This is a genomic window from Rhodococcus sp. 24CO (assembly GCF_050586165.1).
In the GTDB taxonomy this organism is placed as follows: Bacteria; Actinomycetota; Actinomycetes; order Mycobacteriales; family Mycobacteriaceae; genus Rhodococcus_F.
This window is the reverse complement of the sequence record NZ_JAZFNF010000003.1, coordinates 115672-138494: the sequence shown is the minus strand read 5'-3', so window position 1 is coordinate 138494 and position 22823 is coordinate 115672. Positions and strand designations below refer to the sequence as shown.

Annotated in this window: 17 protein-coding genes; 6 read left to right on the top strand and 11 right to left on the bottom strand. The window is 61.6% G+C overall.

The window, feature by feature from the left end; all coding sequences use genetic code 11:
* Nucleotides 1-87 precede the first annotated feature (87 nt).
* Nucleotides 88-1683 carry a Na+/H+ antiporter gene (locus V2B23_RS07890; RefSeq protein WP_430949844.1) on the bottom strand — a complete coding sequence of 532 codons (1596 nt, stop codon included), beginning with the start codon at nucleotides 1681-1683 and terminating at the stop codon, nucleotides 88-90.
* Nucleotides 1684-1729: 46 nt separating this feature from the next.
* On the opposite strand from V2B23_RS07890, the gene V2B23_RS07885 reads away from it, so the two are divergent.
* Nucleotides 1730-2050 carry a UBP-type zinc finger domain-containing protein gene (locus tag V2B23_RS07885; protein WP_430949843.1) on the top strand — a complete coding sequence of 107 codons (321 nt, stop codon included), beginning with the start codon at nucleotides 1730-1732 and terminating at the stop codon, nucleotides 2048-2050.
* An 81-nt stretch (nucleotides 2051-2131) separates the two neighbouring features.
* Here V2B23_RS07885 and V2B23_RS07880 read toward each other — a convergent pair whose 3' ends face one another.
* Entirely contained in the window at nucleotides 2132-3754 is a 1623-nt protein-coding gene (locus V2B23_RS07880) for an ABC transporter substrate-binding protein (RefSeq protein WP_430949842.1), read from the bottom strand.
* A gap of 172 nt (nucleotides 3755-3926) precedes the next feature.
* Nucleotides 3927-5552, bottom strand: a complete 1626-nt coding sequence (locus V2B23_RS07875) for an ABC transporter substrate-binding protein (RefSeq protein ID WP_430949841.1) — start codon at nucleotides 5550-5552, stop codon at nucleotides 3927-3929.
* 147 nt (nucleotides 5553-5699) lie between these two features.
* Here V2B23_RS07875 and V2B23_RS07870 point away from each other — a divergent pair, with 147 nt between their 5' ends.
* The gene (locus V2B23_RS07870; protein ID WP_430950207.1) at nucleotides 5700-6605 is read left to right on the top strand and encodes an SDR family NAD(P)-dependent oxidoreductase; all 906 of its coding nucleotides are present in this window, start codon (nucleotides 5700-5702) and stop codon (nucleotides 6603-6605) included.
* Between the two features lie 21 nt (nucleotides 6606-6626).
* Here V2B23_RS07870 and V2B23_RS07865 read toward each other — a convergent pair whose 3' ends face one another.
* Entirely contained in the window at nucleotides 6627-7331 is a 705-nt protein-coding gene (locus V2B23_RS07865) for a hypothetical protein (RefSeq protein WP_430949840.1), read from the bottom strand.
* A 104-nt stretch (nucleotides 7332-7435) separates the two neighbouring features.
* The gene (locus V2B23_RS07860; RefSeq protein ID WP_430949839.1) at nucleotides 7436-8278 is read right to left on the bottom strand and encodes a hypothetical protein; all 843 of its coding nucleotides are present in this window, start codon (nucleotides 8276-8278) and stop codon (nucleotides 7436-7438) included.
* 200 nt (nucleotides 8279-8478) lie between these two features.
* On the opposite strand from V2B23_RS07860, the gene V2B23_RS07855 reads away from it, so the two are divergent.
* Entirely contained in the window at nucleotides 8479-9042 is a 564-nt protein-coding gene (locus tag V2B23_RS07855; RefSeq protein ID WP_430949838.1) for a DUF732 domain-containing protein, read from the top strand.
* A gap of 2 nt (nucleotides 9043-9044) precedes the next feature.
* Here the strand turns inward: V2B23_RS07855 and V2B23_RS07850 are convergent, their stop codons facing one another.
* The 3 genes from V2B23_RS07850 to V2B23_RS07840 form a co-directional block, all read right to left on the bottom strand.
* A complete protein-coding gene (locus V2B23_RS07850) occupies nucleotides 9045-9941 on the bottom strand; it encodes a cutinase family protein (RefSeq protein ID WP_430949837.1) in 897 nt (298 codons plus the stop codon).
* A 66-nt stretch (nucleotides 9942-10007) separates the two neighbouring features.
* The gene (locus V2B23_RS07845) at nucleotides 10008-11060 is read right to left on the bottom strand and encodes a zinc-binding dehydrogenase (protein ID WP_430949836.1); all 1053 of its coding nucleotides are present in this window, start codon (nucleotides 11058-11060) and stop codon (nucleotides 10008-10010) included.
* Entirely contained in the window at nucleotides 11057-12223 is a 1167-nt protein-coding gene (locus tag V2B23_RS07840; RefSeq protein ID WP_430949835.1) for an LLM class flavin-dependent oxidoreductase, read from the bottom strand. The genes V2B23_RS07845 and V2B23_RS07840 overlap by 4 nt, the downstream gene beginning before the upstream one ends.
* A gap of 87 nt (nucleotides 12224-12310) precedes the next feature.
* Between V2B23_RS07840 and V2B23_RS07835 the strand changes: the two genes are divergently transcribed.
* Complete coding sequence (locus tag V2B23_RS07835; protein WP_430949834.1) at nucleotides 12311-13069, top strand: response regulator transcription factor; 759 nt, start codon at nucleotides 12311-12313, stop codon at nucleotides 13067-13069.
* A gap of 85 nt (nucleotides 13070-13154) precedes the next feature.
* On the opposite strand, the gene V2B23_RS07830 is transcribed toward V2B23_RS07835, so the two are convergent.
* Both V2B23_RS07830 and gltB read right to left on the bottom strand, forming a co-directional pair.
* Complete coding sequence (locus tag V2B23_RS07830) at nucleotides 13155-14606, bottom strand: glutamate synthase subunit beta (protein WP_033235343.1); 1452 nt, start codon at nucleotides 14604-14606, stop codon at nucleotides 13155-13157.
* A complete protein-coding gene (gltB, locus tag V2B23_RS07825) occupies nucleotides 14599-19197 on the bottom strand; it encodes a glutamate synthase large subunit (protein WP_430949833.1) in 4599 nt (1532 codons plus the stop codon). Before gltB ends, V2B23_RS07830 begins: the two co-directional genes overlap by 8 nt.
* A 485-nt stretch (nucleotides 19198-19682) precedes the next feature.
* Between gltB and V2B23_RS07820 the strand changes: the two genes are divergently transcribed.
* Nucleotides 19683-21122, top strand: coding sequence for a phytoene desaturase family protein (locus tag V2B23_RS07820; RefSeq protein WP_430949832.1), 1440 nt, complete (start codon nucleotides 19683-19685; stop codon nucleotides 21120-21122).
* Between the two features lie 57 nt (nucleotides 21123-21179).
* Here the strand turns inward: V2B23_RS07820 and V2B23_RS07815 are convergent, their stop codons facing one another.
* Entirely contained in the window at nucleotides 21180-22046 is an 867-nt protein-coding gene (locus V2B23_RS07815; RefSeq protein WP_430949831.1) for a protein NO VEIN domain-containing protein, read from the bottom strand.
* Nucleotides 22047-22243: 197 nt separating this feature from the next.
* On the opposite strand from V2B23_RS07815, the gene V2B23_RS07810 reads away from it, so the two are divergent.
* Complete coding sequence (locus V2B23_RS07810; protein ID WP_430949830.1) at nucleotides 22244-22795, top strand: DUF6226 family protein; 552 nt, start codon at nucleotides 22244-22246, stop codon at nucleotides 22793-22795.
* The last annotated feature ends 28 nt before the right edge of the window (nucleotides 22796-22823 follow it).

Below are 22823 nucleotides of genomic sequence, written 5' to 3'. Positions count from 1 at the left end.
GTTAAGTTGCGGTCCTCAACGGTTATCTAAATCGCCCTGGCCTGCGCATACCGACAAACCAAAGAGACCTATCGGTCTAGTCCCGAACTAGTCCCGATCAAGCGTCGCTTCCTCCAGATCCAGCTCACGTAGTACCTTCCGTAGGACCTCGTCATCGATGCGGCCGCCATCGCGTTCAGCAATGAACACTGTCCGCTCGGCGTCGATCATCTCGAGACGCAAAGCCCGGAATGCCGCCGACGGGCTCTCCCCCAGATCGTCGTCGCTACGCCCCAGCCGCTCCCACGCCGAATTGGCTCGGTGCGTGTTCCAGGTCCGCAGGATGTCCGCGGCTCGATCCCGCACCGCGGGCACACCTCCGTCCTGCTCTGCAACCAACTCGTCCAGCCGCGCTGCTGCTGCCCGCGCCGCCTTGTCCTGCGCCGCCGCCTCCGCTCTCGCGTCGGACTGCGCTTCCTCCCCCTGAACACCGAGTGTGCGGATCACCCACGGCAACGAAAGACCGTGCAGGAGCAACGTTCCGACCACGACGACAAAGGTCAGGAACAAGATCAGCGAACGCCCCGGGAACTCCGCGCCGCTGTTCACCGTCAAGGGAATGGCAAAAGCCGCTGCCAGCGACACAACTCCGCGCATCCCTGCCCACGACACGACAAAGACCGATCGCACCGAGACGTCCGGCTCCCGCGCGCGGATCCGCGGCGACAACCACCGCGGCAGGTAGGTGAACGGAAAGACCCACGCGATCCGCACAACCACAACGGTCGCGAGCACGGCAATGGACGCCCACACGACCATCGAGGTGCTGTACCCCTGCAATCCGCTGACGACACTGGGTAATTGGAGCCCGATCAACAAGAACACAAACGACTCGAGGATCAGGTCGACGGCCTTCCAGACCGCCGTGTCCTGCAGGCGTGTCGCATAACTGGCCCGGGTAGAGCGCTGTCCCAGGAAAAGTCCGGCCACTACTACGGCAATGACGCCCGACGCATGAATCTCTTCCGCGGCCAGGTAGGTGAAGAACGGCACCACCAAGCCGATTGCGCTCTCCATCACCGGATCGCGAAGTTTGCCACGCACTTTGGAGATCACAAACCCCACCGCAAGCCCGATCGCTGTTCCGCCGACAGCGGCGATCACAAACGTCTCGAACCCGCTCGCCAATGTGGCACCCGTGCCCACGGCAGCCGCCAAGGCAACCTTGTATGCCGTCAGGGCGGTGGCGTCGTTGAGCAGACTCTCACCGCCCAGGAGTGTCATGATCCGACGCGGCAGGCCGAGCCTGCGTCCGATTGCGCTCGCCGACACCGCATCCGGCGGCGCCACAATCGCACCGAGAACCAACGCCGCGGCAATCGAGAACTCCGGCACGATCAGATATGCGACCAAGCCGACTGCGGCCGTCGTCGCGAGCGGCAGACCCACCGCGAGAAAGCCGATGGGCCGCAGGTTCGATCGCAATGCCAGATATGAACTGTCCAACGCAGCCGAGTACAGCAACGGTGGTAACACCACGAACAAAACAAGATCAGGATCGAGCTCGAGATCCGGTACGCCGGGTATCTGGCACGCGATCAAACCGAAGACCACCAGTATCAGCGGCGACGACAATCCGAATCGACGCGCAACCGCTGCGACCAGCAAAGCCGCTACAACAACCCCCAGTAATATGCCGTTCACTCTGGCAGCATGCAGGATCGGCGGTCACCGTGCACTATGGATGGTGATGAAAAAAATCCTGAAGCGCGTCGCCGCCCGCACACCGGCACCCGAACCGGTGGCAAGCGGTTGCGAAGAATTGGCTGAAACGCCCGAAACCGACCCGGCCGCTTTAACTCCCGGCGTCTGCCAAGAATGCGCCGAGCTGGGCGAGGACAACTGGTCACACTTGCGAATCTGCCTCACCTGCGGCCACGTCGGATGCTGCGACTCCAGCCCGCACCAACACGCCACCAATCACTATCGCGAGACCGGACACCCGGTGATGCGGTCACATGAACCAGGCGAGTCCTGGCGCTGGTGCTACGTCCACGATCTGATGGGCTAGATACCGGAAATACACCGAAGCCGGAGATGCAGTGCGCATCCCCGGCTTCAGCCATGCCCGTATTCAGTTATTCACGTTCCGTCAGTTGGTCTTCCACGCCTCGTCGAAGAACATGATTCCGTCGATGCTCTGCTGGACACCGTGAACGTTCTTGGCCCACACGCCAAGCCACGGCGTGTTGCCGAGGATCTGCCACGGCACAACCTCAGTGGCGCGTGCCTGGATCTTGGCCAGGACCTCTCTCTTCGCGTCATCGGACGTCGCGACACCCAACTCGTCGAGCAGCGTATCCATCTGAGCGTCGGAGAAGCTTGTTGCGTTGTTACGTCCACCGGTCTTGAGGTTCGAGTACAAACGCTCGAACGGATCGGCTTCCGGAAGGTTGGCGGAGCCGGTCGACATGTCGAAGTCGCGGTCGACGTACAAACGCTTGACGACGTCGGCAACCGAGTTGACGTACTCGATCTGGAAATCGAAACCAACGGCATTTGCCATCGACTGCAGCGCGAGAGCCATCGCCTGAGCCGAATTCTCCTGCATTGTCAGGTACGTGATCTTGCCGTCGTAACCGTCAGCCTTGGCCTCGTCGAGAAGCTGCTTGGCCTTGGCCGGGTCGACACCGATCGGAGCCTCGTCGTTGTGCCAGCGTGAGCTGTCCTGGAAGATGACCTGCCCCGGTAGGCCCTTACCTTCATTGAGTCGGTTGTCGAGTGCAACGGGATCCGTTGCCAGAGCCAGTGCCTGGCGCACGCGCACGTCGGCGCCCGGGCGACCCGGAGCCGTGTTGAGCAGCGACAGGTACGACAGCGACGGGATGTCGACGTAGCCGGGGTAGCCGGTGTCGATGAGGTCGAGCACGTTCGGCAGTGATCGCATGTACGCGGCATCTGCGCCGCCACTCTTGAGTGACTCACTCGTTGCCTGCGAACCGACGATGCTGATCATGCGCAACTTGTCCACGTTCGGGGCACCCGCGAAGTAATCCTCACGAGCGTCGAGAATCAGCTCCTCGTTGGGAGCGAACTTCTCGAGTGTGAACGCACCCGCGCCGATCGGCGTGAACTGGTCACCCTGCTGCGCGCTGGGCGCAACGATCATTCCGGGGCCGGTGGCGAGCAGCGACTCGATACCCGTCCACGGGTCGACGAGATTGAAGACAACCGTCGACGCGTCCGGCGTGTCAACCGACGCGACCTTCGACGCGTACAGGCTGGACTGCGGTCCCTTGTTGGTGACGTATCGAGCCAGGCTCGACGACACTGCCGCAGAGTCGACCTGCGTGCCGTCACTGAACTTCACACCGTCGCGCAGCTTGAGCGTCCAGGTCTTGAAATCCGAGCTCGGCGACATCGAGTTGGCGAGCTTCGGAACGAACTTCTGCGACGTCGGATCGTAACGAAGCAGGGTGTCGTAGATCGCCCCGAGCTCCGAGCCGGCCACCGAGCCGGCAATCTGCGTCTTCGAGGGATCGAGACTTGTCACCGCGGAGTATCCACTGAATGTCAGCGTTCCCCCCTTGACCGGATCGCCCTCGTTCGTCTGCGCGTTAACGGGACCGATCGTCAGAGCTGAGCCGGACTCGGGTGCGTCGCCGCTGCCGCCGTCCGCTCCACTGTCGGCACACGAAGCCAAGAACAAACCGGCGGAAACAGCCAGTGCGACTGCTGCGACCTTTCGACTGCCGCGCCTAGAACTGCGACTCATTTACGAACCTCCAGATCGGACCTTCAACTGTGATGTGATGCGAAGCTGTCACAGTTTGTGACCTAAGGCACAAGTATTAATTCTCAGTCCCACTCAGTGGAAAGTGTGTGGCCAGGGCTGTGCGCCTTTCCGGCAGCGGGGGCCACCAGAAAGGCGCACTGGGACGTAGCCCCTACTTCTTCCACACCTCGTCGAAGAGCAGGATCCCGTCGATACTCGGCTGAAGTCCGTGCACATTCTGATTCCACACGTCCAAAGCCGGTCCGGTGCCCCACACCTGCCACGGCAGGGTTTCGTTGGCGCGTTCCTGAATCTTCACGAGGACGGCCTTCTTGTCGTCGTCACTGATTGCAACACCCAACTCGTCGAGCAACTGATCCATTTCGGCGTCCGAGTAGCCCGTGGTGTTGTTACGCCCACCGGTCTTGAGACCCGTGTAGAGACGTTCGGAGGGGTCCGCCTCGGTGAGGTTGAGAGCAGCGGTCGCCATGTCGTAATCGCGATCGGCGTACATCCGCTTGACCAGGTCACCGACGTTGTTGACGTTCTCGATCTGGACGTCGAACCCGACAGCGTTGAGCATGGCCTGCACAGCGAGTGCCGTGGCCTGCGCCGACGGCTCCTGCATGGTGAGGTAGCTGATCTTGCCGTCGTAACCGTCCGCCTTCGCCTGATCGAGCAGTTCCTTGGCCTTGGCCGGATCCACACCGATCGGAGCGACATCGTTGTGCCAGCGAGACGTGTCCTGGAAGATCACCTGACCCGGAAGTCCCTTACCGTCATTGGCCCGGACATCAAGAGTGGCCGGATCGACGGCGTATGCCATCGCTTGGCGCACACGCAGATCCGCTCCGGGTCGACCAGGGGCCATGTTGACGTTTGCGATGTAGCCGAGCGAGGGAATGTCGATGAATCCCGGGTAGCCGGACTCCACCAGATCGAGGATCGGCCCCAACGTTCGTATGTACGCGGCGTCGATGCCGCCGGACTTCAACGCCTCGGAGGTGGGCTGTGCACCGAGAATGCTGACCATCTTGAGCTTGTCGACATTCGGTGCTCCGCCGTAGTAATCGGCGCGAGCGGCGAGCAGCATTTCCTCGTTGGGAGCAAACTTCTCGAGCGTGAACGCGCCGGCGCCGATCGGCGTGAACTGATCACCCTGCTGCGCAGCCGGAGCGACGATCATGCCGGGGCCGGTGGAGAGCATCGGCTCGATTCCCGTCCAGGGATCAACCAGGTTGAAGACGACCGTCGTCGCATCCGGCGTGTCCATCGAGGCGACCTTGGCAATCCACAACCCCGACTGCGGTCCCTTGTTGGTCATGTACCGATTGATACTCGCCGTGACGGCCTGCGCATCGAAAGGTGTTCCGTCGCTGAACGTCACACCGTCCCGCAGCTTCAACGTCCACGTTGTGCTTTCTGCATTCGGCTCGAGCGACTCCGCCAGCTGCGGTTCAAACGTCTGCTCGATGGGGTCGTATCGCATCAGCACGTCGTAAATTGCACTGAGCTCACTGCCGCCGGTGGAGCCACTCACTTGAGCCTTGGCCGGATCAAGCGTCGTCACCGGCGAGTAGCCGCTGAACGTGAGAGTGCCGCCCTTGGTGGGCGAGCCGGGATCGGCCTGCTCGTTGACCATTCCGATCTTCAACGCCGACCCGGAATCAGCCGACTCGCCTCCGCCCCCGCCCTCGTTGTCGTCATTTCCAGCACATGAGGCAAGGAACAAACTTGCGGTGATCGCCAGCGCGGCAGCCGCCGCGCGGCGACTACCTGATCGGGAATTGCGGCCCATCGAAACCTCCAGGTCGGTCGTACAACTGCGGTGTGAAGCGAAGCTCTCACAGTTTGTGACCTGAGACACAGTGTTTCGCAAAATAGCTTAAGCTGCGCAAAACGACGGGGGAAACACATGAGACTGAACCGCATGGGACTGAACCGCATGGGACTGATCAGGGACATCGGGAGTTGGCGACGCGGAGCAAAGCTGCAGCGACGCCTACGCGACCTCACGGGAACCCTCGTGGTTGTCACCGGAGCCGGCAGTGGCATCGGCCGCGAGACCGCGCTCGCTTTTGCCGCCGAGGGTGCAATCGTCGTTGTGTGCGACGTCAACCTCGAAAGCGCCCAGGACACAGCCGCACTCGTCAACTCACCGGCGAGTGCCGGCGGAGCCGAAGCCGTCTTCGGTGGCGGCGCCCACGCGTATCACGTAGACGTTTCCGACGAGCAAGCCATGACTCGATTCGCGGAAACAGTCGCAGCACACCACGGAGTTCCCGACATCGTGGTCAACAATGCCGGTATCGGCTTCTCAGGAACCTTCGCAGACACCACTGTGGCCCAGTTCGAGCGAGTCATGAACATCAACTTCTGGGGAGTTGTGTACGGCTGCCGCGCCTTCTCACCGATGATGATCAAACGCGGCTCCGGCGGACACATCGTCAACCTCTCGTCCGCCGCGGCATACACACCCCAAAAAGCGTTGACCGCATACTCGACCAGCAAAGCCGCAGTCTTCATGCTCTCCGATTGCTTACGCGCAGAACTACTTCCGCACGGAATCGGCGTCAGTACCATCTGCCCGGGAATTGTCGACACCAACATCGTCAAGACCACCGAATTTTCCGGAACCACTGCAGCGGAACAGCTTCGAAATCAAACCAAAGCGGACAACTTCTACCGTCGTCGAAACTTCACGCCCGACCGAGTGGCAAGCGCGATCGTCAAGGCAGTGCGGACCAACAAGGCAATTGTGCCTGTCACCCCCGAAGCGAAACTCGGGTACCGGCTCAGCCGGTTCTACCCGAGTTCCATGCGCGTCGGAGCCCGCCTCAATGCTTTATGAGGCAGCTTTATGAGGCGGCTGTCAGCTTCCGAATGAAAGACTTCCCGTAAATCCTTGCCGGACGTCGTCTTTCGAACGGGGAAGCACTTCATACGTGTCCGCGTACTGCCCACTGAAGCCGGTCACGGTGATGGGTCGACCAACCAGAATCGACGCTGGGTCGAGACCCGCCTGCGTGTTCACGAAGATGACAGTGTTTCCTCCCGCTCCCGACACCAAGATCTTGTGTCCGTACGGCAGATCGTCGACGACCGGCGCGCTGACGATGCCGGACACCGTGACAAGCCGTCCCTCACTGCTCTCGCCGATGGCACTGAGCGGCAACCGCTCCGGCCGTACCGCCGGGGCGGAACCAAGACGCGTGATCGCGTTCGGACGAATGACAAGCAGGCCCTCCTGATCCGCGAGAACACCACTGACCTCGACCTGGTCACCAACAGATACGGCCGAATTATCAGGATCACTGATATAAATGCCCGAATTACCGTTCTGGAGACCAAATCCCTTGTCATAGAAGCTGGATTCGAAATCCCCGGACGACGTGGTCGCGCTTCCCGACACCGTAACCTCGGTGCCGATAGGCAGCGAGCGAGCGACCTCGATCGAATTGACCGCTACCACCGATGGCGCCAGGGGCAAAGGTTCGGCAACTGCAGGTGCGCCTGTGAATAACGCTACTCCCACGGCACCTGCAGCCGCCCAAGACAGAACTCGAACATGATTCATCGGTGAATCTCTCCCGTATGTAGTGAGCAGCCGACAATGACTGCTGACAATACTGAGCTACGGGCAAATATGAGGCAACCGATGGCGAAGCTCGGCAAGAATGGTCAGGAACCCGAGCTACCACTCGACCCGAGTGAGCCCGTTCCACCACCGAGGTCGTCGAGTGGATCGGATCCGTCCAGACCGCCCGGGAACAGGTATGCCGTGGACACCGTGTTGAGCGACGTACCCGACGTTGCGGGCGCCTTGGCTCGCCAATTGACGATCGGATTCAACACACCGAACGGGCCACAACCACTGGCAGACGGAATAGCGAAATCGGTTGTCGCACTCTTGACCGGGCTGACCTTCAACGCGCCGGACGGCGCTACCTCGAAGGCCGGACTGGAGTCAGCCGTGGGCGTGAGATGGAAGTTCACCGGCGCCGCTTCGGATCCCAAGTAGCAGTTGTTGCCAAGGAAGGCGTTGTTGATCTTCATCCGAACCGGAAGGCTGATGTCCATGTTGGTGATCAGGTCGTTGAAGACGGGCACGCCCACCGCCTGCACCTCAGCGGTGACTCCCGCCAACCCGAACAGATTGTTGAACGGCAGATCAAAACCGAGTACTCCACCCGGCACCGTCATCGGCTTGGCGTAAACACCGAAATGACCGTCATCGCGAGGCAGGAGAACAGTGCTCACACCCTCCCCCGCACCGGCTTCTGCAGCAATGATCATGTCGCCGTCGCCGATGGGCAGGTTGAAGCCGTTGTTCTCGAAGGTCCCACTGTTGACTACAACGGATACACAAGATTCTGCGGTTGCGGGACAAACGGCCGCGCCCGGAATCGACTCGGCCACAGGATCTTGCGCCGACGCCATCGGAGCCGATATCGCCAGGACGACACCGACAGTGCCCGCAACTACAGTCGCGCGAATACTTGTTTTCTTGTGAGAATTCCGCACAGATGACTCCCTTTTCGAGATCGATAAATGGACTGTCGCTGCTTGTGTTCTGCTGGGCGACTGGGCCGCAGGGGAATGTTCTTACTCACAAGTAACAACTTAGGGATATATAACACGGCATTTCGGTCCAAAGGAAGAGTGAAAGGAAATTTCCTTAAAACGTACAAACTACCCGGGACGATGTGTAACACTCACTAGCGATGAACACCAGACTTCTGATCGCGTGCCTTGCCGCCGGCGGCCTGCTCCTCGCAGCCTGCGGCAACGAATCAGCAACTGAGACAACAAGTTCCGCTTCCACGGAACCGACCGCCATTGTTGCGGCAGCGTCATCTACGGCAACCTCCGAAACAGCGACGTCCGAGATGGCGCCACCCACTCCTGCGGCGTCGACGTCTGCGGTACAGTCACCGCCGACCGACTCTGTGGAATCGACTCCGGCACAACCGTTGCCGCCGGCAGTTACCGAAGCAGGTGCGCCGATCGACGCGCGCTCACCGGACGAGATTGTTGCCGGAGCCGGTGAACGGGGTCAGCGTTATCTCGCGGCACTGAGGTTGGCGGGAATCCCCCCGAGCGGCATGGACTCCGCCGAGATCCTTTATGCCGACGGAACCTGCAACGCCATCGCCCAGGGCATGCCACGATCCGAGGTGCTCGCAGAGTTCAAGGCAGTTGCCGACGTCTATGCCCAGATCACGCCGATGTCGTCACAGCGAATCGCCGAAATCTATGTGGAGACAGCAGAAAACACGTACTGCTGATTTCAGGCTTTACCAGCCAGCCAGTTGTGCAGCCACGACGTAGCCGTTGTGCCCGAACCGTCGACCACATAACGGGTGTAGTCGGTATGCACCTGTGACCCGTAGAAATCGACCAACTGATCGACGCGTCGGCTGTTGGCGCCGGGATCAAGTTGCGCCATGAGTGCGGGAAGTCCACCCGCAGTGATCAAGTCACGAACGATCACAGCGGCTTCGTCGCGCAGAGCAAGAGCCGATGCCGGAGTGGGATCGGAAACCTGGGCCATGAATCCGGCCAGACGCATGACAAAATCGTCTTCGGGCGTCGAGCAGTACAGATCGCCAGCAGCACACAAAGTGACGGTATCGGCTGACAGCCAACCGAATCCGCCGATGCGAGCACCACTGGCGCCGTTTCCGCCAACCCAGGGACCGACCAACACATCGGACTCGGCTCGACGCGGATCGGACAACAAACCGACTCCGGCAACACGATTGGGCGGTACGACGCCGATGCCTGTCCCGATCTCGGCAGCGAGGTCCCCGGCCGCGTCGGCGCCCTGGCTGTACCCGACTATCGCGAATCGAGTGTCACCGCACGATGCCGCCATTGCGCCGATCATGCCGCGCGCATTGTCGACCGCCTGCTTCTTCGACCTGGCATAGACATTTGATTCCCACGGGAAGGCGGTAGCCGAGTACGTGACGTAGTCGGTTCGCACCGACGACGGGAGGCCACTGGTTACCGGCGCGAGCATGCCTGCACCGGGCGAAGCGCCGGAGGGCTCCCACGTTCCCGGAATCGCCACGACATACAGTTCGGGGCAGGGCGCTGCGGACGCCGTCGGTGCGCCGACGGCCTGCACAACACCTGCGGCCGCAACAACCGACAACATCGCAACAAAGCGCTTCACGCCCATCAAACACCCCACATCCGACCAGGCAGACCCCTGCGGTCACCACAGATATTTGAGCAGCATACTTGGTCAGAGCCCTCCTGCGGCGACCTCAACCAGTACTTTCATCCGGCGACCGGCAGACGCCGCCTCAACTCCTTCGACCACGATGTCCGCAAGGGGGACACATTCCACCCAGTGGTCGAGTGGATAAGCGCCCGCCGCCATCCGGTCGATGACGCTCTCGAATTCCTTACGCGAACACGAGAGCGACGACATCACTCGTGCCTCGGTCAACATCAGCGCATACGGGTTGAACTGGAGCGGTTCCTTGTACGTCGCTACCAGGACGACTGCGCCGCGCGCTCGCACCGATGCCAGTGCACTCTCGACTGTCGCTGCGACACCGGCACATTCGAACACCGCGTCGGCGCCGTTCCCGTCCGTTCGCTGGGCGACGGCCGCAGCCAGATCATCGATACCGGGATCGATCACGTCGAACCCCATCTTCGTGGCCACAGCTTGGCGTAACGGCGAGGGCTCACTCAGCAGAATCCGGTCCACTCCACCGGCCCGGAGGTTGAGGGCAGTCGCGATACCGATGGGCCCCGCTCCCAGGACGAGGGCAAACTGACCCGCCTCCGCGCCGGAGAGCTCTACCGCATGCAGTGCGACGGACAACGGTTCGATCACCGCGCCCTGCCTGAGCGTCACCGAGTCCGGGAGGACGTGCACGGCACTCGCCGGGACTGCAGTGCGCTCGGACAACCCGCCGCCATGCGCGTTGATCCCATGGAAGGCCGCCATCACACACAGATGCTCGAGACCGCTACGGCATCGCGCGCATTCACCACAGCAATAGTTGGGCGCCACCGCTACTCGGTCACCGACTGCCACGTCCACGACACCGACACCGATCTCACAGACGATTCCGGAGAATTCGTGGCCGAGGACCTGCGGTCCACACGCACCGGTCAGGGGATGCGGCTGATCGGAAATTCCGTAGGCGTGAATCAAGCCGAGGTCGCTGCCGCAGATGCCGTTGAACGCCACCTCGACCATCACGTAGCCCGCGCGAAGTTCCGGTTCCGGAACATCCTCGACGCGAAGGTCGTCGATGCCATACAGGACAGCCGCCCTCATGCCTTTGCCGCCAATTCGTCTTCGTACTTCTTTGTCATGTGCGCTATCGCGGCATGTTGTGCCTCGTTGTGACTTTCGCGTACCTTGCCCGCCCTGGTTGCCGCGTCGAATGTGGGCTGCGACTGTCCCTGGAAGTGCGGCGCCACTTGCTGCGCGATCAACTCGAACGAGCGCCGAGTTGCAGCGGGGTTCGCCCAGTCGGTACCCATGATCAGCATCGATCCGAACCCACCTGACTGCTCGACGAGTTTGCCGATCAGTTCCCGCGCCTGAGCCGGAGTTCCGATAACGCCCATGCCGGAGTGGTTCATGTACGCGATCATCTGTTCCATGTCGGCGCCGCCGGAGCCGAAATGCGGGAACGCCGCGACCTTGCCGAAGTAGTCGATCCACTCCCCGAGCCCGAACCGCACATCTTCCTGCGCTTGCTCTTCCGTCTCCGCAATGTGCATGGGGCACACCAGTCGCCACTGGTCACGATCGACGACGGTACCGAACTCGGTGGCACGTTCCTCCATGATCCCGAAGTGGTGACCGAGCGCGTCGAAGCCTTCCGGCGTGAGGGTCGCACCGATCGAGAGCAACCCCAGACCGTGCTTACCGGCCAACCGGGGTCCGGTCGGCGAGGCCACGCCGGCGACCACAATGTCGAACATCGGGTGCGAGTACGGACGAAGCTGCAGTTGCGCGTCGACCAGACTATGCGTCTTGGTCTTAGCGGTGACGCGCTCACCGTTCAACAGTCGTACCACGATGTCGAGGTTGTCCTCGAGCAGTTCGCGGCACTCCGTGGGATCGAGTCCGATCATTGACGAGTCGGTCGGCAGTGAACCTGGACCGACACCGAGCATTACGCGGCCACGAGTGAGGTGATCGAGAAGCACCAACCGGTCCGCGACCCAAAGCGGGTTGTGGTAACTCAGCGACGTCACACCGGTGCCGAGCTTGATCCGTTTGGTGCGTTCTGCCGCTGCGGCGATGAAGATCTCGGGGCTGCTGATAATCTCACTGCCCGCGCTGTGGTGCTCACCGATCCACACCTCGTCGAAATCGAGACGATCGAGATGCTCCACCAGCTCCAGGTCACGTTGCAACGCGAGCGTCGGGTTCTGTCCAACCGCATGATGCGGTGCTACGAAAGCACCGAAACGTAGCCTGCCCATGGAAATACTCCTCAATATCGATTGAACCAGTCGATACGACGCTAGAATTAGTTCTAGCTCAGCACCAGTGCACTTTGGGGGACATCAGTGAGTGACATCGCGTTGACCGCTGCCGAATACGAGCGAGTTTTCGCAGTCCTCGATCGCTGCGATTCGGTGCGAACGGTGACGGAGTTCCGGGACGTCGTAGTCGAGGCGATACCCGCAGCATTCCCGATCCGGCACGCATCCTGTTTCGTAGGCGACACCTTCGAGAGCCAGTTCACCGACCGGAACGCCACGGTGACAGCTGCCGGCTCCGGCAGCTGGGAGACGATCAAGGCGAATTACCAAGATCATTGGGCACGCCACGACGTATTCAATCTCCCGCAAGCCCGGCAGCAGCTCCAATCGACAAGAGTCGCGTCACTTTCCGAGTTGGGCGGGCTACCCAAGCCAGCGGCGGTTTACGTTCACGAATATCTTCATCCGCACCAGATGCATTCGATCACTGCGATGCACCTTGATCTGGCGGCGGGCGGGCATGCACTGATCGGGCTGTTCGATCCCGACAAAGATGCGATAAGGCCGAAAGATCTTCTGGCTCTTCGACTCTTGGCCCGGCAGCTCTCGATACTCACTCGCGGCCTCCAGACCCTGCCCGGACTCGACCTGTTTGCAAAGCTCACGGCGCGCCAGCGAGAGGTAGCAACATTGGTCGCCGACGGCTGCAGCAATGCCTCGATCGCCCAGCAACTGAATCTCACCCAGGACACCGTCAAGAAGTACGTCAGCCGAATCCTTGCTGCGACCGGATGCGCATCCCGCACCGAGCTGGCAATCGATGTTCGACGCCAATCTGTCTGATCAGTCGCCACTCGGATAAACCCGCTTCACGAAAAACCGCACCCCACCGTCGAGGTGGGGTGCGGTTTTGTCTTATCTCGTGCGACTAGCGCTGCGGAGCCGCCGTCGGGAGGATCGGAGCCGGAAGCGCCGTCTCACCTTCGAGGTAGGTATCCACAGCAGCTGCTGCGGAACGTCCCTCGGCGATGGCCCAGACGATCAAGGACTGACCGCGGCCCATGTCGCCGGCCACGAAGACACCGTCGACGTTGGTGTTCCACTTGGACGTGCGGGCGACGTTGCCGCGCTCGTTCAAGTCGACACCGAGATCGGTGAGCAGACCCGGCTTTTCGGGTCCGACGAAGCCCATCGCCAGGAACACGAGGTCAGCCTCGAGCTCGAAGTCCGAGCCCTCGACCTTCTCGAAGCGACCCGACTTCATCTCGACCTCGTGAGCCTTGAGGGCGGTGACCTTGCCGTCTTCACCGACAAACTTCTCGGTGTTGACGGAGAACAGGCGCTCGCCGCCCTCCTCGTGAGCCGAAGCCACGCGGTACATCAACGGGTATGTCGGCCACGGAGTCTGCTCGGCGCGAGTCTCCGGCGGGCGCGGCATGATCTCGAACTGATGGACGCTTGCAGCGCCCTGACGGTGCGAGGTACCGAGGCAGTCGGCGCCGGTGTCGCCGCCACCGATGATGACAACCTTCTTGTCCTTGGCATCGATGGTCGGAGCATCGAGATCACCGAGCTGAACGCGGTTGGCGATCGGGAGGTACTCCATAGCCTGGTGGATGCCGTCGAGTTCGCGGCCGGGGATCGGCAGGTCGCGAGCTGCGGTAGCGCCGCCGGCCAGAACCACTGCGTCGAACTGCTCGCGCAGCTCGTCAGCCGTGATGTCCACGCCCACATTGACGTTGGCCTTGAAGACGGTGCCTTCGGCTTCCATCTGCTCGAGACGGCGGTCGATGTGGCGCTTCTCCATCTTGAACTCGGGGATGCCGTAGCGCAGCAGACCACCGATGCGGTCAGCCCGCTCGAAGACCGTCACTGCGTGACCGGCGCGGGTCAGCTGCTGCGCTGCAGCCAGACCAGCAGGACCACTACCGACAACTGCGACGCGCTTGTTGGTGGAACGAGCGGCGCGAACCGGCTTGACCCATCCCTCGTCGAAGGCCTTGTCGATGATCTCGACCTCGACCTGCTTGATGGTGACCGGATCCTGGTTGATGCCCAGGACGCAGGACGCCTCACAGGGAGCGGGGCACAGGCGACCGGTGAACTCCGGGAAGTTGTTGGTCGCATGCAGACGCTCGATAGCGTCGTGCCAGTGGTCCTTGTACACCAGGTCGTTCCACTCGGGAATCAAGTTTCCGAGAGGGCAACCATTGTGGCAGAACGGAATTCCGCAGTCCATGCAACGGCTGGCCTGGGTCTTGAGGGTTTCCTTCGGGAACTCCTCGTACACCTCTTTCCAGTCGAGCAAGCGCAGTGGAACGGGACGACGGACCGGCAATTCGCGCGAACCGTGCTTCAGGAAACCGCTTGGATCACCCACGAGCTGCCTCCATGATTGCCTCGTCGACGTTTGCGCCGCGAATCTCGGCGTCCTTGATTGCCATCAGTACCTTCTTGTAGTCACGCGGCATCACCTTGGCGAAGTGGGTCACCTGCTGGGACCAGTCCGCGAGGATCCGCGCAGCAACCTCGGAACCTGTTTCGTCGCGGTGCCTTTCGATGACACTCTTGAGCCAGACGTACTCGTCGCCCTCGAGGTCCTCGATATCCACCAGTTCGCTGTTGACGTTGGCTTCGAAATCACGGTCCGGATTGAAGACGAAAGCGACGCCACCGGACATACCGGCACCGAAGTTACGTCCGGTCTTACCGAGAATGACCACCTTGCCGCCGGTCATGTACTCGCAACCATGATCGCCCACACCCTCGACGACGGCAGTGGCGCCGGAGTTACGGACTGCGAAGCGTTCGCCGACGATCCCACGCAGTAGCGCCTCGCCACTGGTGGCGCCGAACAGGATCACGTTGCCACCGATGATGTTGTCCTCGGCGACAAAGCCTTCCGCTGCGTTGAGCGGCGGGCGTACGACGATGCGTCCACCCGAGAGACCCTTGCCGACGAAGTCGTTGGCGTCGCCGTTCAGGCGCAGGGTCATACCGCGAGGCACGAATGCACCGAAGCTGTTACCGGCGGAACCGGTGAACGTGATGTCGATGGTGTTGTCGGGCAAGCCCTCTCCACCGAACGCCTTGGTGACCTCGTGGCCGAGCATGGTGCCGACCGTGCGGTTGACGTTGGTGATCGCGGACTCGAATGCGACCGGCTCACCCTTGTCGAGTGCATTGCGAGCGGAGACGATCAACTGCTGATCGAGCGCCTTGTCCAGGCCGTGATCCTGCGTGCCGGTGCAGTGGACATCCTGATCCATGAACGCGGACTCGACCTGGGTGAGGATCGGCGACAGATCGAGATTGCCTGCCTTGCTTCCCTTCCAGTGATCGAGAGCGCGCGTGGTGTCCAGCATGTCGACCTGGCCGACTGCTTCGAGCAGCGTGCGGAAACCGAGTTCCGCGAGAAGCTCGCGAACCTCTTCGGCGATGAACATGAAGAAGTTCTCGACGAATTCCGGCTTGCCACTGAAACGCTTGCGCAGCACCGGGTTCTGCGTCGCAACACCAACGGGGCAGGTGTCGAGATGGCAGACGCGCATCATGATGCAGCCCGAAACCACCAGCGGTGCGGTAGCGAAACCGAACTCCTCGCCGCCGAGCAGAGCAGCAACAACAACGTCGCGACCCGTCTTGAGCTGGCCGTCGACCTGCACGACGATGCGGTCACGAAGACCGTTGAGCAGCAACGTCTGCTGGGTCTCGGCGAGGCCGAGCTCCCACGGTGCGCCGGCGTGCTTCACGGAGGTCAGCGGGGTGGCACCGGTGCCACCGTCGTGACCGGAGATCAAGACGACGTCGGCATGTGCCTTGGAGACACCGGCCGCGACGGTTCCGACACCGACCTCGGAGACCAGCTTCACGTGGATGCGGGCCTGCGGGTTGGCATTCTTCAGGTCGTGGATCAGCTGAGCGAGATCCTCGATCGAGTAGATGTCATGGTGCGGCGGCGGCGAGATGAGTCCGACGCCAGGCGTGGAGTGCCGAACCTCGGCCACCCACGGGTACACCTTGTGAGCCGGAAGCTGGCCGCCCTCACCGGGCTTGGCTCCCTGCGCCATCTTGATCTGGATGTCGGTGCAGTTGCTCAGGTAGTGCGAGGTGACACCGAAGCGTCCCGACGCGACCTGCTTGATCGCACTGCGACGCGAGTCACCGTTCTCGTCCGGCGTGAAGCGTGACGGATGTTCGCCGCCCTCACCGGAATTGGAACGAGCGCCCAGACGGTTCATCGCAATGGCGAGGGTCTCGTGCGCCTCGGCGGAGATGGAGCCGTAGCTCATCGCACCCGTCGAGAAACGCTTGACGATCTCGCTGGCCGGCTCGACCTCGTCGATCGAGATCGACGGCCGCTTGCCGATGTTGAAGTCGAACAGACCACGCAGAGCCGCAAGGCGCTCCGACTGGTCGTTGACCATGGTCGTGTACTCCTTGAACACCTCGTACTGACCGGTGCGAGTTGCATGCTGGAGCTTGAAGACCGTGTCCGGGTTGAACAGGTGGTATTCGCCCTCACGACGCCACTGGTACTCGCCGCCGACCTCGAGCTCGCGGTGAGCGCGCTCTTCCGGACGATCGAGGTACGCGATGCGGTGACGTGCAGCTACATCGGCTGCGATCTGATCGAGGCCGATACCGCCGAGCTGCGACTGCAGACCGGTGAAGTATTCGTCCGTCAGCTCCTGCGACAGGCCGATGACCTGGAACAGCTGAGCACCGGTGTACGACGCGAGCGTCGAGATGCCCATCTTGGACATCACCTTCAGGACGCCCTTGCCGGCCGCCTTGATGTAGTTGGCAATGCCCTTCTCGAGGGTCAGACCCTCGAGTTCCTTGTTCTGCAGGAACTCGTCGATGGTCTCGAAAGCCATGTACGGGTTGACCGCGGCAGCACCGAAGCCGATGAGGAGCGCCATGTGGTGCACCTCGCGGGCGTCGCCGGCCTCGACGATGAGACCGACCTTGGTGCGCGACTTCTCACGAACCAAGTGGTGGTGCACAGCCGAGGTCAGGAGCAGCGACGGGATCGGCGCGTAATCCTCGGTGGACTCGCGATCCGAGAGCACGACGAGGCGTGCGCCACCCGCGATTGCCTGCGAAACCTGGTACTTGATGCCGTCGAGCGCACGACGGATACCGTCGCCGCCTTCCTTGACGGGGTACAGGCCACGGATGACAACACTGCGGAAGCCGGGGAATTCGCCGTCGTCGTTGACGTGAACAAGCTTCGACAGATCGTCGTTGTGAAGGATCGGCTGCGGGAGCGCGATCTGCTTGCAGGAATCAGCGCTCGGGTGAAGAAGGTCGCCCTCGGGACCGAGCGTGGCGCCGAGGCTGGTGACAACCTCTTCACGAATAGCGTCGAGCGGCGGGTTGGTGACCTGAGCGAACAGCTGCGAGAAGTAGTCGAACAGCATCCGAGGACGTGCGGAGAGCACGGCGATCGGGGTGTCGGTACCCATCGAGCCCAGAGCCTCGGCGCCCGAGAGAGCCATCGGCTTGACGAGCAGGTTGACCTCTTCGCTCGTGAAACCGAAGAGCTGCTGACGCAGAACGACCCGCTCGTGCGACATGTACGTGTACGGGCGATCCGGCAGATCGTCCATGTGGATCAGACCTTCGTCGATCCACTGCTGGTACGGGTGCTCGGCAGCGAGTTCGGACTTGAGTTCGTCGTCGCTGATGACCCGGCCCTGAGCCGTGTCCACGAGGAACATGCGGCCGGGCTGCAGGCGGACCTTCTTGACCACGGTGGACGGATCGATCGGCAGAACGCCGACCTCCGACGCCATGACGACAAGGCCGTCTTCGGTGATCCACAGACGCGACGGACGCAGACCGTTGCGGTCCAGCACGGCGCCGATGACGGTGCCGTCGGTGAAGCACACCGACGCCGGTCCGTCCCAAGGCTCCATGAGAGCCGAGTGGTATTCGTAGAACGCCCGACGAGCGGGGTCCATGCTCTCGTGCTTCTCCCAGGCTTCCGGGATCATCATGAGAACTGCGTGCGGCAGGCTGCGGCCGGCGAGGTGCAGCATCTCGAGCACCTCGTCGAAACGAGCGGTGTCGGATGCGCCCTGGGTGCAGATCGGGAAGATCTTCTCGAGGTTCTCGCGGCCACCGAAGACGTCGCTGTCGATGAGGGACTCGCGAGCGCGCATCCAATTCTCGTTGCCGGTGACCGTGTTGATCTCACCGTTGTGAGCGACCCGACGGAACGGGTGCGCCAGCGGCCACGACGGGAACGTGTTGGTGGAGAAACGCGAGTGGACGAGGCCCAAAGCGCTCTCGACACGATCGTCCTGCAGATCCAGGTAGAAACCCTTGAGCTGCGGGGTGGTGAGCATGCCCTTGTAGACGAACGTCTGGCCGGAGAGGCTGGGGAAGTACACCGTCTCGCTACCCGGGCCGCCCTTACCGGCGCCCGCGCTGCCGAGTTCGTGCTCGGTGCGCTTACGCACGACGTAAGCACGACGCTCGAGGTCCATGCCGGTGAACTTGTCACCCTCGGAACCGATGAAGATCTGACGGAACGTCGGCATCGCGTCGCGCGCCAGTGCGCCAAGCGACGAGTCGTCGGTTCCGACCTCACGCCAACCGAGAACCGTCAGGCCCTCTTCGACGACGATCTTCTCGACCGCGGCAGCGGCCTCGTGAGCTTCGGCATCGCCCTGCGGCAGGAATGCGATACCCGTTGCGTACGCGCCTTCGGCGGGCAGCGAGAAGTCCACGACAGCTCGGAAGAACTTGTCGGGAACCTGCAGCAGAATGCCCGCGCCGTCGCCCGTGTTGGGTTCGGATCCGGCAGCACCGCGATGCTCGAGGTTCACCAGAGCGGTAATCGCCTTTTCGACGATGTCGCGACTACGGCGACCCTTCATGTCGACAACAAATGCGACTCCGCAGGAGTCGTGCTCATTGGACGGGTGATAGAGGCCCTGGGGGCCTGGAAGTTGCTTCATACCCAGCCTTCGTATGCCATAAATATGCACCGACGACCAGCAACGCTGATGGCCATCAACTTGCAATGCAAGTCACTGCGCACCGGCACGACGATGTGTCCGGCACAGTCGGTTGAAACTACTGTGAGTCAACCGTGTAACAAAAACGATAATTCAGAACCCCAGCATCCGCGCAACTAAGGTAGCCCTATGTTTGCTCTGAACTGCGGCGATGCAGGACGCTGGAGAGCGCCTCGGGAAGATTCAGGGCTGCGTTCGTGCAGAAAAGTTCCGCTTCACAGGATACCGAATCCCCAGGCAACCGGCCTAAAAGTGCGATAAATGCAACAACTGGCCGCAGCGATAAAGATCAGCTGCGGCCAGTGTGTCTGAAACTGTAGCAAAAGTTGATCGATCAACCAAGGGCCGCTGCGGCATCAATTGTTAACGGAATCTCATTGGTGTGATTTCCCTACGCTCCCTGTGATTTACGTACGCTCAGCCGCATGACAACAGCGGTGGTCGTGGGCAGCGGCCCCAACGGCCTGGCGGCGGCAATCGAACTCGCCCGACACGGCGTCGCGGTCCACGTCATCGAAGGCGCCGACAAGATCGGCGGCGGCACCCGCAGCAGTGAGTACATCGTCGACGGACTCATCCACGACGACTGCGCGGGCTTCCACCCCACTGCACTGGCATCACCGTTCTTCCGCGGACTCGACCGGGAATTCGGTTTCGCCGATCACGGATTGGAGTGGCTCTGGCCAGAAATCGATCTCGTCCACCCACTCGACGACGGGACCGCCGGGGTCCTGTGGCGCGATATCGACCGAACTGCCGACGAGATGGGCGTCGACGGTAAGCGGTGGCGCTCGGTATTCGGGTATCTGTCGGAACACTTCGACGAGTTGGTGGAGGACGTCTTTCAACCGGTCGTCCACACCCCGAAGCACCCGCTGATACTGGCCAGGTTCGGCGCCGGCGCGATTCTTCCGGCAATGAGTTTCGCGCGGATGTGGAAGACCACACAGGCCCAGGCACTGTTCGGTGGCAGCGCCGCGCACATGTTCGGGGCGCTGACTACACCGCTGTCCAGTGCGGGCGGACTCATGCTCACCGCCGGCGCCCACGCACACGGCTGGCCAGTCGCCCGCGGCGGCTCCGGCTCTATTGCCTCTGCTCTGACCTCCATTCTGCGTAGCCTCGGCGGCACCATCGAAACCGGGAACCGGGTCAAAGACTTCTCCTCGTTGGCCGGCTACGACATCGTCATGCTCGACCTCGCACCCGACGCCGCGGCACGACTCCTCGACGGTCGTCAGCCCGATCGAATTGCGCGGGCCTACCGCAAGTACCGCTACGGACCCGCCGCCTACAAAGTCGACTACGCCGTGCGCGGTGACTCCGACGGAACCGTCGTACCGTGGACGAATCCACACGCCCGAAAAGCCGGCGCCTTGCATCTCGCCGGGTCGATGGCGGAAATCGGCGCCGTCGAACGTCAGACTGCCCGGGGTCAAATGCCTTCTGCACCATTTATTCTCGTGGGTCAGCAGTTCCTGGCCGACCCATCGCGATCGGTGGGAGACACACACCCACTGTGGTCGTACGCACATGTCCCGCACGGATATTCGGGGGATGTCACCGAGTCCGTCACTCGGCAGATCGAACGCTTCGCGCCGGGTTTCCGGGACCGGATCGTGGGCGTGCATGTTCGCAATGTCCCGCAAATGGAGGCCTACAACCCCAATTACGCGGGTGGGGATATATCTGCAGGAGCGAACACCCCGAGGCAGCTCATCGCCCGCCCCAGATTCGGGTTGGATCCTTATGCCACCGGAGTTCCTGGTGTCTTCCTCTGCTCGTCCGCAACTCCCCCGAGCGGCGGCGTCCACGGGATGTGTGGCTACAACGCGGCCCAATCGGCTTTGAAAACCAGGAGCTGAAACGTCCCCGCGGGGACGTCTTTTCGGACAAATACGTCGCCACCAGAGGATGGTCGCCTAGTCGTCCGGACACCACTTCAATGTCACAGGCGTCAGCTCACCCGATTCGGGATCGAAAGGGACTATGCGGAAATATCCTGAGTTCGGATCAACCTCGTCCTTAGCGTTGAATTTGATTCCCGACCAGATACCCATCATTGTCGAACCTGCGTGAGCGAGTGCATGTTCGACTTCGCGTTGGGTCACCAGAACAGCAGCGCCAAGAGTCTGTGTGCCTTTGGCTTCCAGGTACAGGAGCTCTCCGTTCTTTTCGGCCGTCGCGTCGAAGGGACTTCCAAGCCTGGTATCCGTTATCTCCCAGCCGCGCGAACGATAGTGTTCCATCAGGCGCTCTTGTGCAGCATCTTCGATCTTCTTCCGGAGCACCGGGTCCTGCAGCCGCCCCTGAGTTTTCCCGCTGCCCGAGCGACCTTCCGCCTCGACATCAAGACTGTCACGGTGTGCCACCCACAACATTTCGAGATTCAGCGCTGCGTTCGCCGCCAGCATGATGCCGCCGCCCTGAGGCCGCCAATGCTGTTCAGGCATAGCCTCTTCCAAGGACTCGGTCGGTAGTAAATCTTCTACAGCAAGGACTGCGTCCCATCTGAGGTCGACATAGTTTGCCGGACGCTTGGAACCATCCCAATGATTGCTCTCGTAAATTTCGCTGGTCACTCTTCCGCTGGCAACTATTCCTCGTCCCTTAGTTCCCTGACGAAGCAAAAAGACCCGGTCACCTGGGCCGACCCCGCCCTTCCGTCCACCGGTAGACCAGCTGTCCTCGACCTTGACGCGTTTTGCTGTTTGGTCGATGGCATCGAGATAGGCGGCACCCCAATCCCATTGATCCGGATTCCACGTAACTATCAATGCGGCATGCATGGCCAGTACCTCCTGCGCAGACTGGTCCGTACCAAGATTCGTCCACGATGCTTGGTACGGATATTGACTGATGGCCAATAGTAGGGTTCTGACGCACTTAGAGTTCGACTACGAGCAGCATCTGTCTGAAGTGCGTAGATTCTGATCGAAACGTCCCCGCGGGGACGTCTTTTCGGACAAAGCGGGAGGCAACGGCATTGGACGATCCACCCGAAGAGGCATACGGACGAGTGACGAATCCGGAACGATTCACCCCGTTGATACCTGCTGCCGAAGAGCTGATCAGCGATCTCGCCCGCAGGTTCGACGTGACTATTGCCCGCGATCCGGCGTCGCCGTCGAAATCGAAAACTATCGCGACGCTGGAGTCGGTGCGGATAACTCCGGTTCACCCGGACCAGGCACCGCTCACGATCACCTTCACGTCGTTTCCCGGGCTGTATCTCGACGTCGGTGCGTGGCAGCACATCGCGCTCCCCTCATGCGGATGCGATGCGTGCGGTGAGGACGCAGAAGACGCCATACGGGAATTGGCTGAATACAAAGAGGCTCTGACCGCCGGGCAACTTTCCGAACGCATCACCGGCAATCTTCGGCCAATGCTCGAGCATTCATGGAAAGGGAACGGCTGGGGTCGTAGCGGCAATACGCCGCTATCGAAGGAGCGAGCCGCTGAGCTTCGGGCAGGACCTGTGCAACCGCCGGCGGATGGGCGTTGGAAACCGTGGTCAACGACAGTGCCCTCCTAACGACACTGCCCTCCTAGACTGAAATCTC

Coding starts and splice junctions, on each gene's coding strand:
- V2B23_RS07885 (WP_430949843.1), top strand. CDS start 1,730: ATGAAAAAAATCCTGAAGCGCGTCGCCGCCCGCACACCGGCACCCGAA.
- V2B23_RS07880 (WP_430949842.1), bottom strand. CDS start 3,754: ATGAGTCGCAGTTCTAGGCGCGGCAGTCGAAAGGTCGCAGCAGTCGCA.
- V2B23_RS07875 (WP_430949841.1), bottom strand. CDS start 5,552: ATGGGCCGCAATTCCCGATCAGGTAGTCGCCGCGCGGCGGCTGCCGCG.
- V2B23_RS07870 (WP_430950207.1), top strand. CDS start 5,700: ATGGGACTGATCAGGGACATCGGGAGTTGGCGACGCGGAGCAAAGCTG.
- V2B23_RS07865 (WP_430949840.1), bottom strand. CDS start 7,331: ATGAATCATGTTCGAGTTCTGTCTTGGGCGGCTGCAGGTGCCGTGGGA.
- V2B23_RS07855 (WP_430949838.1), top strand. CDS start 8,479: ATGAACACCAGACTTCTGATCGCGTGCCTTGCCGCCGGCGGCCTGCTC.
- V2B23_RS07850 (WP_430949837.1), bottom strand. CDS start 9,941: ATGGGCGTGAAGCGCTTTGTTGCGATGTTGTCGGTTGTTGCGGCCGCA.
- V2B23_RS07845 (WP_430949836.1), bottom strand. CDS start 11,060: ATGAGGGCGGCTGTCCTGTATGGCATCGACGACCTTCGCGTCGAGGAT.
- V2B23_RS07840 (WP_430949835.1), bottom strand. CDS start 12,223: ATGGGCAGGCTACGTTTCGGTGCTTTCGTAGCACCGCATCATGCGGTT.
- gltB (WP_430949833.1), bottom strand. CDS start 19,197: ATGAAGCAACTTCCAGGCCCCCAGGGCCTCTATCACCCGTCCAATGAG.
- V2B23_RS07820 (WP_430949832.1), top strand. CDS start 19,683: ATGACAACAGCGGTGGTCGTGGGCAGCGGCCCCAACGGCCTGGCGGCG.
- V2B23_RS07815 (WP_430949831.1), bottom strand. CDS start 22,046: ATGCATGCCGCATTGATAGTTACGTGGAATCCGGATCAATGGGATTGG.